The organism is Streptomyces sp. NBC_01077, assembly GCF_045162855.1.
In the GTDB taxonomy this organism is placed as follows: domain Bacteria; phylum Actinomycetota; class Actinomycetes; order Streptomycetales; family Streptomycetaceae; genus Streptomyces.
Genome location: NZ_CP108669.1, coordinates 7,826,280 through 7,838,945 on the forward strand (window position 1 = coordinate 7,826,280; position 12,666 = coordinate 7,838,945).

General features: G+C 71.1%; 11 protein-coding genes. 8 read left to right on the forward strand and 3 right to left on the reverse strand.

Going from position 1 to position 12,666, the window contains the following annotated elements; genetic code table 11:
• Positions 1-175 precede the first annotated feature (175 nt).
• The 4 genes from OG462_RS35300 to OG462_RS35315 are packed head-to-tail and all read left to right on the forward strand — an operon-like array spanning position 176 to position 6,012.
• Positions 176-1,333, forward strand: coding sequence for a CaiB/BaiF CoA transferase family protein (locus OG462_RS35300; protein ID WP_406064080.1), 1,158 nt, complete (start codon positions 176-178; stop codon positions 1,331-1,333).
• Positions 1,334-1,364: 31 nt separating this feature from the next.
• Positions 1,365-2,516, forward strand: a complete 1,152-nt coding sequence (locus OG462_RS35305; protein WP_406064082.1) for an acyl-CoA dehydrogenase family protein — start codon at positions 1,365-1,367, stop codon at positions 2,514-2,516.
• A 59-nt stretch (positions 2,517-2,575) separates the two neighbouring features.
• Positions 2,576-3,790, forward strand: coding sequence for an acetyl-CoA C-acetyltransferase (locus OG462_RS35310; protein ID WP_406064084.1), 1,215 nt, complete (start codon positions 2,576-2,578; stop codon positions 3,788-3,790).
• A gap of 47 nt (positions 3,791-3,837) precedes the next feature.
• Complete coding sequence (locus OG462_RS35315) at positions 3,838-6,012, forward strand: 3-hydroxyacyl-CoA dehydrogenase NAD-binding domain-containing protein (protein WP_406064086.1); 2,175 nt, start codon at positions 3,838-3,840, stop codon at positions 6,010-6,012.
• 31 nt (positions 6,013-6,043) lie between these two features.
• Here OG462_RS35315 and OG462_RS35320 read toward each other — a convergent pair whose 3' ends face one another.
• Positions 6,044-6,781 (reverse strand): MerR family transcriptional regulator, encoded by a 738-nt coding sequence (locus OG462_RS35320; RefSeq protein WP_406064088.1) that lies wholly within the window; start codon positions 6,779-6,781, stop codon positions 6,044-6,046.
• A gap of 126 nt (positions 6,782-6,907) precedes the next feature.
• On the opposite strand from OG462_RS35320, the gene OG462_RS35325 reads away from it, so the two are divergent.
• Together OG462_RS35325 and OG462_RS35330 are read left to right on the forward strand one after the other, a co-directional pair.
• Positions 6,908-7,354, forward strand: coding sequence for a TIGR03618 family F420-dependent PPOX class oxidoreductase (locus tag OG462_RS35325; protein WP_406064090.1), 447 nt, complete (start codon positions 6,908-6,910; stop codon positions 7,352-7,354).
• Positions 7,355-7,572: 218 nt separating this feature from the next.
• The gene (locus tag OG462_RS35330) at positions 7,573-8,001 is read left to right on the forward strand and encodes a hypothetical protein (RefSeq protein ID WP_406064092.1); all 429 of its coding nucleotides are present in this window, start codon (positions 7,573-7,575) and stop codon (positions 7,999-8,001) included.
• A gap of 133 nt (positions 8,002-8,134) precedes the next feature.
• Here OG462_RS35330 and sph read toward each other — a convergent pair whose 3' ends face one another.
• The gene (gene sph / locus OG462_RS35335; protein WP_406064094.1) at positions 8,135-9,139 is read right to left on the reverse strand and encodes a sphingomyelin phosphodiesterase; all 1,005 of its coding nucleotides are present in this window, start codon (positions 9,137-9,139) and stop codon (positions 8,135-8,137) included.
• A gap of 158 nt (positions 9,140-9,297) precedes the next feature.
• On the opposite strand from sph, the gene OG462_RS35340 reads away from it, so the two are divergent.
• Together OG462_RS35340 and OG462_RS35345 are read left to right on the forward strand one after the other, a co-directional pair.
• Entirely contained in the window at positions 9,298-9,783 is a 486-nt protein-coding gene (locus OG462_RS35340) for a hypothetical protein (RefSeq protein ID WP_406064096.1), read from the forward strand.
• A 261-nt stretch (positions 9,784-10,044) separates the two neighbouring features.
• Positions 10,045-10,881, forward strand: coding sequence for an oxygenase MpaB family protein (locus OG462_RS35345; protein ID WP_406064097.1), 837 nt, complete (start codon positions 10,045-10,047; stop codon positions 10,879-10,881).
• A 158-nt stretch (positions 10,882-11,039) separates the two neighbouring features.
• On the opposite strand, the gene OG462_RS35350 is transcribed toward OG462_RS35345, so the two are convergent.
• The gene (locus OG462_RS35350; RefSeq protein WP_406064099.1) at positions 11,040-12,605 is read right to left on the reverse strand and encodes a M1 family metallopeptidase; all 1,566 of its coding nucleotides are present in this window, start codon (positions 12,603-12,605) and stop codon (positions 11,040-11,042) included.
• Between the last annotated feature and the right edge of the window lie 61 nt (positions 12,606-12,666).

Genomic DNA, 12,666 nt, shown 5'->3' on the forward strand with positions numbered 1-12,666 from the left:
CGGAGGATAGCGGGTCCCGCGCCGTCCCCCCCTGCCGCCCTACCCCCGGTTACCCGACCCACGCCCCTCCGGCAATTTCCAAGCGCTTGCTCGGCCGGGGGGCTTGTGCCGAGTGGAACGCATTCCTAGCATCTCTGGTGTTACATCATTGGTGTCACACATGCCTGGGGGCTCGATGAGCACGACGCACACCGCCGGGAACGGCCCGCTCACCGGGGTACGCGTGGTCGAACTCGCCGGCATCGGCCCCGGCCCCTTCGCCGCGATGCTCCTCGCCGACCTCGGCGCAGACGTCGTCCGCGTCGACCGCCCCGGCGGTCCCGGCCTGGGCATCGACCCGGCCCGCGACCTCACCAACCGCAACAAGCGCTCCGTCCGCGTCGACCTCAAGGCGGCGGACGGCCCCGCCACCGTCCTCGACCTCGTCGCCCGCGCCGACATCCTCATCGAGGGCTACCGGCCCGGCGTCGCCGAACGCCTCGGCGTCGGCCCCGACACCTGCCTCGCCCGCAACCCGCGCCTCGTCTACGGCCGGATGACCGGCTGGGGCCAGGACGGGCCGCTCTCCGCGACCGCCGGACACGACATCGGCTACATCGCGATCACCGGCGCCCTCGGCATGATCGGCCCGGACCCGGACGGCCCGCCCACCATCCCCGCCAACCTGGTCGGCGACTACGCGGGCGGCTCCCTCTACCTCGTCATCGGCGTCCTCGCCGCCCTCCAGCACGCCCGCGCGCACGGCGAGGGCCAGGTCGTCGACGCGGCCATCGTCGACGGCACCGCCCACCTCACCACCATGATCCACGGCATGCTCGCGGCCGGCGGCTGGCAGGACCGCCGGGGCGTCAACCTCCTCGACGGCGGCTGCCCCTTCTACGGCGTCTACGAGACCTCCGACGGCGGCCACATGGCGGTCGGCGCCCTGGAGGAGCAGTTCTACGCGGAGTTCGTCCGCCTCCTCGACATCGAGGAGGTCGCCCCCGCCCGCCGCGACTTCGCCCGCTGGCCCGAGCTGCGCAAGGCCGTCGCCGACCGGTTCCGGAGCCGTACCCGCGAGGAATGGACGGCCGTCTTCGAGAACAGCGACGCCTGCGTCGCCCCCGTCCTCTCACTGCGCGAGGCGCCGTCCCACCCGCACCTCGCCGCGCGCGGCACCTTCGCCGAGCAGGGCGGAATCGCCCAGCCGGCCCCCGCGCCCCGCTTCTCCGTCACCCCCGGCACCCTCCGTACGGGACCCGCCCTGCCCGGCGCCGACACCGCCGAGGTCGCCCGCGACTGGGCCGTACCAGCCCTCGAGAGCCCGACCCGGACCCGGGAGTCCGACGCGTGAATCGCCCGACCCACACCCAGGAGACCGACGCATGAAGCGCCAGCTCTACACCGCCGACCACGAGGCCTTCCGGGCCACCGTCCGCACCTTCCTCGACAAGGAGGTGCTGCCCCACTACGCACAGTGGGAGAAGGACGGCATCGTCGCCCGCGAGGCCTGGCTCGCCGCCGGACGCCAGGGGCTGCTCGGCCTCGCCGTCGACGAGGAGTACGGAGGCGGCGGCAACCCCGACTTCCGCTACGGCGCCGTCCTCGCCGAGGAGTTCACCCGGGCCGGCGCCCCCGGGCTCGCCATCGGCCTGCACAACGACATCATCGGCCCGTACCTCACCTCGCTCGGCACCGAGGAGCAGAAGCGGCGCTGGCTGCCCGGCTTCTGCTCCGGTGAGACCGTCACGGCCATCGCCATGACGGAACCCGGCGCCGGTTCGGACCTCCAGGGCATCCGCACGACCGCCGAGGACCACGGCGACCACTGGATCCTCAACGGCTCCAAGACCTTCATCTCCAACGGCATCCTCGCCGACCTGGTGATCGTCGTCGCCCGCACCACCCCGGAGGGCGGCGCGCACGGCCTCTCCCTCCTCGTCGTCGAGCGCGGTGCCGAGGGCTTCGAGCGCGGCCGCAATCTCGACAAGATCGGCCAGAAGTCCCAGGACACCGCCGAACTCTTCTTCAACGACGTCCGCGTCCCCAAGGAGAACCTGCTCGGCGAGCTCAACGGGGCCTTCCTGCACCTCATGACCAACCTCGCCCAGGAACGCCTCGCCATCGCCGTCGCCGGTATCGCGGGCGCCGAGCACCTCCTGGAGATCACCACCCGCTACGTCAAGGAGCGCGAGGCCTTCGGCCGTCCGCTCGCCCGGCTGCAGCACATCCGCTTCGAGATCGCGGAGATGGCCACCGAGTGCGCCGTCACCCGGACCTTCGTCGACCGCTGCATCGAGGAGCACACCGATCCGGACGGGGCCGGTCTCGACGCCGTCCACGCATCCATGGCCAAGTGGTGGGCGACGGAACTCCAGAAGCGGGTCGCCGACCGCTGTCTGCAACTGCACGGCGGATACGGCTACATGAGCGAATTCCCGGTCGCCCGCGCCTACACCGACGGCCGGATCCAGACCATCTACGGCGGCACCACCGAGATCATGAAGGAGATCATCGGCCGTTCCCTCCTCGGCTGACCTCCCCCTCGACCTCCCCGCGGAACCCCACCACCCTCAACCCTCGCGAAAGGCTTTCCGTGAGCACCGAAGCGTACGTGTACGACGCGATCCGCACCCCGCGCGGACGCGGCAAGGCCAACGGCTCCCTGCACGGCACCAAGCCGATCGACCTGGTCGTCGGCCTCATCCGGGAGATCCAGACCCGGAACCCCGGCCTCGACCCGGCCGCCATCGACGACATCGTCCTCGGCGTCGTCGGCCCCGTCGGCGACCAGGGCTCCGACATCGCCCGCATCGCCGCCATCGCCGCCGGACTCCCCGACACCGTCGCCGGCGTCCAGGAGAACCGCTTCTGTGCCTCCGGCCTCGAAGCGGTCAACATGGCCGCGATGAAGATCCGCTCCGGCTGGGAGGACCTCGTCCTCGCCGGCGGCGTCGAGTCCATGTCCCGGGTGCCGATGGCCTCCGACGGCGGCGCCTGGTTCGCCGACCCGATGACCAACCTGGACACCAACTTCGTCCCCCAGGGCATCGGCGCCGACCTCATCGCCACCATCGAGGGCTTCACCCGCCGCGACGTCGACGAGTACGCCGCCCTCTCCCAGGAGCGGGCCGCGGCCGCCGTCAAGGACGGCCGCTTCGCCCGGTCGATCGTCCCCGTGAAGGACCGCGCGGGACTGACCGTCCTCGACCACGACGAGTTCCTGCGCCCCGGCACCACCGCCGACTCCCTCGCGCGGCTCAAGCCCTCCTTCGCCGACATCGGCGAGCTCGGCGGCTTCGACGCCGTCGCCCTGCAGAAGTACCACTGGATCGAGGAGATCGACCACGTCCACCACGCAGGCAACTCCTCCGGCATCGTCGACGGCGCCTCCCTCGTCGCCATCGGCTCGAAGGAGGTCGGCGAGCGGAACGGACTGACCCCCCGCGCGCGGATCGTCTCCGCAGCCGTCTCCGGCTCCGAGCCGACCATCATGCTGACCGGCCCCGCCCCGGCCGCCCGCAAGGCCCTCGCCAAGGCGGGCCTCACCATCGACGACATCGACCTGATCGAGATCAACGAGGCCTTCGCGGCCGTCGTCCTGCGCTTCGTCAAGGACATGGGCATCACCCTGGACAAGGTCAACGTCAACGGCGGCGCCATCGCCCTCGGCCACCCGCTCGGCGCCACCGGCGCGATGATCCTCGGCACCCTCGTCGACGAACTGGAGCGGCAGGACAAGCGCTACGGCCTGGCCACCCTCTGCGTGGGCGGCGGCATGGGCATCGCCACCGTCATCGAGCGCGTCTGACCGTCCCGTCCGAACCCCTCTTCACGGATCCACGGAGAAGCAGAGACATGAGCGAGAGCACCACCATCCGCTGGGAGCAGGACGCGACCGGGATCGTCACCCTCGTCCTCGACGACCCGAACCAGTCCGCCAACACCATGAACCAGGCCTTCAGGGCCTCGATCATCGCGATCGCCGACCGTGTGGAGGCCGAGAAGGACTCCATCCGCGGCATCATCTACACCTCCGCGAAGAAGACCTTCTTCGCCGGCGGCGACCTCAAGGACATGGTCAAGGCGGGCCCCGAGCACGCCCGGGACATCTTCGACTCCGCCATCGAGATCAAGAACGCGCTGCGCCGCATCGAGACCCTCGGCAAGCCCGTCGTCGCCGCGATCAACGGCGCCGCGCTCGGCGGCGGCTACGAGATCGCCCTCGCCTCCCACCACCGCGTCGCCCTCGACGCCCCCGGCTCCAAGATCGGCCTGCCCGAGGTCACCCTCGGGCTGCTGCCGGGCGGAGGCGGCGTCGCCCGTACCGTCCGTCTCATGGGCATCACCGACGCGCTGCTCAAGGTGCTGCTCCAGGGCACCCAGTACGCCCCCGGGCGCGCCCTCGACAGCGGCCTCGTCCACGAGGTGGCCGCCACCGCCGAGGAGATGATGGCCAAGGCCATCGCCTTCATCGACGCCCACCCCGAGTCCCGGCAGCCCTGGGACGTCCCCGGCTACCGGATCCCCGGCGGCACCCCGTCGAACCCGAAGTTCGCCGCCAACCTCCCCGCCTTCCCGGCCAACCTGCGCAAGCAGCTGAACGGCGCGCCCTACCCGGCGCCGCGCGCCATCATGGCCGCCGCCGTCGAGGGCTCCCAGGTCGACTTCGAGACCGCCATCACCATCGAGAGCCGCTACTTCACCGAGCTGGTCGTCGGGCAGACGGCGAAGAACATGATCCAGGCGTTCTTCTTCGACCTCCAGGCCGTCAACTCCGGCGCGAGCCGCCCGAAGGGCATCGAGCCCCGTCCGGTCCGCAAGGTCGCCGTCCTCGGCGCGGGCATGATGGGCGCCGGCATCGCGTACTCCTGCGCCCGCGCCGGCATCGAGGTCGTCCTCAAGGACGTCTCCGCCGAGTCCGCGGCGAAGGGCAAGGCGTACTCCGAGGCCCTCTGCGCCAAGGCGGTCTCCCGCGGCCGTACGACCCGGGAGAAGGCCGACGCGCTCCTCGCCCGGATCACCCCGACCTCCGAGGTCCGGGACCTGGCGGGCTGCGACGCGGTCATCGAGGCGGTCTTCGAGGACACCGCGCTCAAGCACAAGGTGTTCCAGGAGATCCAGGCCGTCGTCGAGCCCGACGCGCTGCTCTGCTCGAACACCTCGACCCTGCCGATCTCCGTCCTCGCCGAGGGCGTCGAGCGCCAGAGCGACTTCATCGGTCTGCACTTCTTCTCGCCCGTCGACAAGATGCCGCTCGTCGAGATCATCAAGGGCGAGCGGACCGGCGACGACACGCTCGCCCGCGCATTCGACCTGGTCCGGCAGATCAACAAGACGCCGATCGTCGTCAACGACTCGCGCGGCTTCTTCACCTCCCGGGTGATCGGCCACTTCATCAACGAGGGCGTCGCCATGGTCGGCGAGGGCATCGAGCCCGCCTCCGTCGAGCAGGCCGCCGCGCAGGCCGGCTACCCGGCCAAGGTCCTCTCCCTGATGGACGAGCTGACCCTCACGCTCCCGCGCAAGATCCGCAACGAGACGAAGCGGGCGATCGAGGAGGCCGGCGGGACCTGGGCCACCCACCCGGGCGAGGCCGTGATCGACCGCATGGTCGACGAGTTCGGGCGGCCCGGACGCAGCGGCGGCGCGGGCTTCTACGAGTACGCCGAGGACGGCAAGCGCGGGAAGCTCTGGCCCGGCCTGCGCGAGCACTTCGCCAAGCCCGGATACGAGATCCCCTTCCGCGACATGCAGGAGCGGATGCTCTTCGCCGAGGCCCTGGACACCGTCCGGCTCCTGGAGGAGGGCGTCCTCACCTCGGTCGCCGACGCCAACATCGGCTCCATCATGGGCATCGGCTTCCCGGCCTGGACCGGCGGTGTGCTCCAGTACATCAACGGTTACGACGGCGGTGTCGCCGGATTCACCGCACGCGCGCGTGAGCTGGCCGCGACGTACGGCGAGCGGTTCACCCCGCCCGCCCTCCTGGTGGCGAAGGCCGAGCGGGGCGAGGTCTTCACCGACGCCTGAACGGTGCCGGGAGCTGACTCCGCACCGGCCTTCACCGACGCCTGAACGCCGTCCTCAGTTCCTCGCTCAGCGAGCGCTGGAAGGCCGTGAGGAGGGCCTGGACCACCATCGGCTGCATGTGCGCCGAGAGCGACCTCATCGCGCTCAGGTGGTCCGGGTCCTCCCCGCTCTCCCGGTACGGGCTCCACACCTCGTCCCGGAACAGCCGGGAGAGCTCCTGGGCGGCGGCGCGCGCGTGCTCCAGGAGAACGGTGCGGGAGGCGAGGATCGTCTCGTGCTCGATGGGGACGTCGAGCAGCTCGACGCCGAGCCGCAGCAGCGCCCCGTCGAGCCGGAACGTGTCGCCGTCGACGGTCCGGTCGAGCACGCCCATCGCCGCCAGCCGGTCCACGTCACGCTCGGTCAGCTCCCGCCCGGCCCGCCGCTCCAGCTCGCGCCGGGTGATGGACTCGGCGGACTCCGGCGCCCAGGAGGCCACCAGGGCCCGATGGATCGCCAGGTCCTGCGCGCTGAGGTCGGCCGGCAGCTGCTCCAGGTACCGCTCGATCGCGGCGAGCGTCATCCCCTGCCGCTGGAGCTCCTCGATGAGCGCGAGCCGGGACAGATGCCCCTGCCCGTAGTGCCCGACCCGCCGCGCCCCGATGACGGGCGGCGGAAGGAGCCCGCGGGTCCCGTAGAACCGCACGGTCCGCACCGTGACCCCGGCCCGCGCGGCCAGTTCGTCGACGGTGTAGCTGGGCCCGCCCTCCTCGTCGCTCCCGACGCCCATCCGAGGTGCCTCGCTTCCGCTCCACTGCCGAATCCGGCCGCTGAGGCCGACTGGGACAGTATTGCTGTCTCACCAGAGCTGTAAAAGACCATCCACGCCGCCTGATCACGGTTGTAGCCTCGCGAGATGACTGCGACCTTCGACGAAGCCGTCCGCGCTCGGCTGCGCGCGCCTCTCATCTGGTACGTGGGCACGGTGTTCCCCGACGGTGCGCCCCAGGTCAGCCCGATGTGGGTGGATCTGGAGGGAGACGGGGAGCTGATGTTCAACACCTCGGTGGGCCGGGTGAAGGAGGAGAACCTGCGCCGCGACCCCCGCGTCTACCTCTCGCACGCGGACGCCGCCGATCCCTTCGACCGCGTGCAGATCAGCGGAGAGGTGGCCCGCTTCGTCGAGGGCGACGAGGCACATGCGCGCATGGACCACCTGGCCCGGAAGTACCTGGGCGTGGACCGTTTCGAGTGGACCATGCCGGGCGAACAGCGGGTGGCGGTGATCGTGCGCCCGCTCAAGGTCCGCCACATCGTCGGAGTGGAACGCTTCCGCCCCGGAGGCCCGGTCCCCGCACCCTGACCGGGCCGAGGACGGGGCGCTGTCAGACCCGCCCCATAGCGTGATCTTCACCGGGTCGAGCCCCTCGTCGTTCGGCGGGTCGTGGACCGGGGGATACCGGTCACCGTGTACGACTTCGGCGCGTAACGGGCGGGGGGCGGGGTGTCGCGGGGGTCGTCGGGCCCGGGGGGCTAGAGTCTGCGGCTGTTCGAACTGGGGAACGAGAACAGGGGAGTCAGATGTACACGCAACTCAGGGAGACGGCGCAAGAGTTGGCCGGAGTCCTGTGGCGGGAGCACACCGTCTACCGGGAGCGGGGCGGTGGTGTGGTCATCCGGGGAGAGCATGTGCGCCGCTGGATAAGCCTCGGTCCGACCGGGGGCAAGGACCAGGCGTTGCTGCGTGCCGGGCGGCTCCTCGACGGGGGCACCACGGCCCCGGCCCGTACCGAGGTGGTCGTCGACCTGACGGCCGGGACCACGGAGCTCGCGGCGGTCTGTCGTCGGCTGCTCGCCGATGTCGCCGCGGTCGTCGAGCCGGCTCCGGCTCCGTCGGGGCGGTCGGGGCGGATGGGTGCGTCCGGAAAGCCGGGCAGGCAGAGCGCGCAGGGCAAGCAGGGAAGGCCGGGTCGGACGGCGCGTGCCGCCCGACCCGGCCCGGCCCCGTAAGGAGCGGCACACGAGCCTGGGTTCCTGGGTCGTGCTGCTCTGTGTCGCCGGGGTGCTCGGTGCATGGCTCTACAGCCTCTTCGGCAGCGGATACGGGTACTGAGCCCCGTCAGCCGCCGGCCTTCGGGTCAGGTCAGGAGCCGGTGACCGGGTAGTGGTCCGAGAGGTTGGTGTACGTGTAGCTCGTGCCCCAGCTGGAGACCGTCCACGGGGCGCTCTTCTCCAGGATCACGTGGTTGGTCCAGTTGGCGGGCCGGGCGTTCCCCGACCGGTACAGGACGTAGTCGAGGTCCTCGCGCGGGTCGTCCGGGTACCGCTCGGAGGCGATCGAGTTCAGCTCGGTGTCGAAGGAGTACGGGTGGCCGGTGCGTGCGTCGGCCGCCACCAGGCCCGCGTCGGCGAGCATCGTGCCGTACTCGGGCGTGTGCGAGTCGACGTTCATGTCGCCGGCGACGACGACCTGCTCGCCGGCCGGGATGTTCTTGGCGTCGAGGAAGGCGTCGATCGCCTTGAACTGGCGGCTGCGCATCTGCGCCGCCTCGCCCGCCGAGCAGCCCGGGTCGGTGGACTGGGCGTGGGTGCCGAGGACGTGGACGCGGCTGCCGTTCACGTCGAGCACGGCGTACGCGAAGCCCTTGTTCGACCACCAGTCGGCGCCGCAGGCGTCCTTGTAGACGTGCTGTTCCTTGCGGATGATCGGCCACTTGCTGAGGATCGTCACCCCGCCGTCCTCGGGGGTGGTCGCGGAGTAGGAGCCGCCGGTGGCGTCCCAGCCGCTCTTGCTGCGGCCCACGACCGGGGTCTGGTACGGGTACTGACCGGCGGAGTTCGCCTTGAGGGCGTCCGAGGCGGCGTTGTCGAAGGCCTCCTGAAGGACGACGACGTCCTGCCCCTGGTACCAGGAGGCGGCGGGGATCGCCTTGGCCCGGTGGTCCTGGCCCCAGTTCGGGTAGAGCGTCTTGGAGAACAGGAACGCGTTGTACGTGAGCACCTTCAGCCGCGGGGCCTCGGCGGCCGCCTCGGCGGAGGCGGCGGTCGCGCTCGGGGCGGTCGCGGCCAGGGTGGCGGCGGCGAGGGCCAGGGAAAGGGCGGCGCCGGGGGCGCGGCGGAGCGCGGCGAACGACACGTGAACTCCCATGAGGGTGTGGGGGGTTGTGCTGGCGCGGCACATACAATCAGCCGGGGTTACCTTCCGGTAGCCTTTGGGTGCCGGGAATCTGGCCGGGCCCGCACGAACATGCCAACTCTCATGCGAGAGTCTGAATTGTCCCTTTTTGAACCAGGTAGAATGCGCGCATGACCCTCGCGAACTCGACGATCTTCAAGACGGACCTTGGTCCGCTCAACCCTGTCTGGGCGGAGCTCATCCTCGGCCTGGTGCTGTTCGGACTCACCTTCCTCTTCCTTGCGAAGGGCATCCTGCCGAAGATCCGGCGCACCCTCGACGAGCGCGAGGACGCCATCGACGGCGGCACCGAGCGTGCCGACGACCTGCGCTCCGAGGCCACCCAGATCCGTGAGCAGTACGAGGCCGAGCTGGCCGAGGCCCGCCACGAGGCCGCCCGTATCCGTTCCAAGGCCGTCGAGGAGGGCTCGGTCGCCATCGCCGCCGCCCGCGCCGAGGGCAACGCCGAGCGTGAGGCGATCCTCGCCGCCGGTGCCGAGAAGATCGCCACCGAGCGCGCCGCCGCCGAGCGCGAGCTCAACGCGGACGTCGACGCCTGGGCCCACGCCCTCGCCGCCCGCATCGTCGGCGAGCCGGTCGGCGCGGACCGCGGCTGACCCGTACTCCCCGGAAGGGGCCGTCACCAGGGGCCGAAGCGCCCGGGTGACGGCCCCTTCGTCATGGGTGCAGCCTGGAGTGTGAGGAGAAGCCCCATGGAACGTGTGAATCCCGGCGACCGCGTCGATCCCGTCGACCCAGAACATCTCGCTGACCCAGACCGTCTCGTCGATCCTGCCGATCCTGCCGATCCTGCCGATCCTGCCGATCCTGCGGATACCGTCGATCGCGATCGCGATCGGGGTCCGGCCGGCGATCCGGTGCCGCCGCCCGTCGGCGGCGTGCTGTGGAGCGTCGCCGGCGACATCCGGGCGCTTCTGATGCTTCCCGCCGCCCTCACGATGCAGGTCGCCCACCCCGCGATCGGTGCCGGAGTCGACGCCCACTCCGTCTTCCGCACCGACCCCTGGGGCCGGGGCGAACGCTCCCTGCGCTCGCTCCAGCTGTGGATCTACGGTGGCGAGGACGCCGCACGGGAAGGGCGCAGGCTTCGGAAGCTGCACCGCGACATCCAGGGCACCGACGCCCACGGGCGCCGCTACCACGCGCTCACCCCCGCCTACTACTCCTGGGTGCACGCGACCGGCTTCCCCGTCTACACCTGGGGGCTCGGCCTCCTCGCCCGCCCCCTCACCGAGGCGCAGGAACGGCAGCTGTACACCGAGTGGCTCCAGGTCGGCAGGATCCTCGGCATCCACGACCGGGACATGCCGCAGACGATCGAGGAGTTCTGGCCGTACTACCGGAAGGTCCTCGCGGAGGAGCTGGAGGCGACCGTCGTCGTCAAGGAGCTGCTCGACACCGACCAGCCGGTGCCCGCCCCCGACCGGGGCCCGTTGGCGCTCCGGCTCGCCCTCCGGCTGCTCTGGCCGGTCCTGCGCCGTCCGTTCCTGCGGCTGCGGGCCTTCCTCACCGTGGGGCTGATGCCGCCGGACGCCCGGGAGGCCATCGGGCTCGAATGGACGGACGGGCAGGAGCGCGCGCTGCGCCGGTTCGCCCGGGTGGTCAGGGTCGTGGTCCCCGTCCTGCCGGAGCGGCTGCGCTATCTGCCGCTGGCCCGAAAGGCCCGCGAGGCCGCCCGCCGCGGCACGCGCTGACGGACGGCCATGGTGACCGTACGGCTCCGGTGGCCCCGTAAGGCCTGCGCGACCGTACGGCTCCGGTGGCCGTACCGTCCGCGTGACCGTACGGCTCCGGAGCACGCACGAGTCCGCCGACTGACCGGTGGCCGTACGGCCACCGGTCACCTCACGGCTCAGTGCGTGCCGTGTCGCTCCGACTCGTGGACCGTGTTCGTCGCCGCGATCTTCTTCCAGGACTTCGGCTGTGCCGGCTTCGGCTGCGCGGCCCGCGGAGCCGCCGAGCGCGCGGCCGGGGTGCCGGACGCCGGCGTCGCGGCCGGCGCGGACAGGCCGACGGCCGCCGCCGTCGAGGCGGACGGCTTCGACGGCTGGTACAGCCAGGTGTCGAAGAGCTCGGCGAGCGGCTTGCCGGAGACCCGCTCCGCGTACCGCACGAAGTCGGCGACCCGCGCGTTGCCGTAGGCGAACTGCTGCGGCCAGCCCTTCAGGATCGCGAAGAAGTCCTCGTCGCCGATCTCGTTGCGCAGCGCCTGGAGTGCCAGCGCGCCCCGGTCGTAGACGGCGATGTGGAACTGGTTCTCCGCGCCCGGGTCACCCGGCTTCACCGTCCAGAACGGGTCCTCGGCGGTCCGCGTGGCGTACACGTAGTCCGCCAGCTCCTGGGCCGTGCCCTCGCCCTCCTTCTCCGACCACAGCCACTGGCTGTAGCGGGCGAAGCCCTCGTTGACCCAGATGTCCTTCCAGTCGCGGACGGACACGCTGTCGCCGTACCACTGGTGCGCCAGCTCGTGGACGACCACGGACGCGTTCGCGCCGTTGGCGAACTGCCGCGGGCTGTAGAACGGGCGGGTCTGCGTCTCCAGGGCGAAGCCGCTGGTCACGTTCGGCACGTACCCGCCGAGGGAGTTGAAGGGGTACGGCCCGAAGACCGACTCCAGCCACTCGGCGACCTCGGTCGTGCGCTCGACCGAGGCGCGCGCGGCGCCGTCGTTGTCGCCGAGGTCCTTGCTGTACGCGTTGAGGACGGGCAGCCCGTTCGCGGTCCTGTCCGTCGTGATGTCGAACTTGCCGACGGCGAGCGTGGCCAGATACGTGGCCTGCGGCTTGTTGGAGCGCCAGTTGAAGCGGGTCCAGCCGAGGCGCGAGGACTGCGACTGCAGCACGCCGTTGCTGATGGCCTGGGTGCCGTCCGGAACCGAGACGGAGACGTCGAAGGTGGCCTTGTCCAGCGGGTGGTCGTTGGACGGGAACCACCAGGCGGCCGAGTCCGGCTCCTGCGCGGCGACGCCGCCGTCGGGGGTGCGGGCCCAGGCCGTCCAGCCGTCGATCTTCACCTCGGAGGGCTTGCCCGCGTAGCGGACGACGACCGAGATCGCCTTGTTCTTCTCCAGCGGGGTGGCCGGGGTGACCTCCAGCTCGTGGGCGCCCGAAGCGGTGAACTTCGCCAGGCGGCCGTTGACCCGTACCTCGCTGACGGCCAGGCCGATGTCGAGGTTGAACCGGGACAGGTTCTGCTTGGTGGTGGCGACGATCGTCGCCGTGCCCTCCAGGAGGTCGGTGGTGGGCTGGTACTTCAGGCGCAGGTCGTAGTGGGAGACGTCGTAGCCGCCGTTGCCACTGGTCGGGTAATAGGAGTCGCCGATGCCCGGGGCCCCAGGGGTGAAGTCGGCCGCCGATGCCGGGATCGCCAGCAGCAGGGAGGCCGCGAGGGCGCTCGGAACGATGATTCTGCGGTGCACAGGTGCTCCCCAAGTCATAAGAAACGTAAGACGCGCGGGTGGTCGTCGGTCCTTAGTCCGG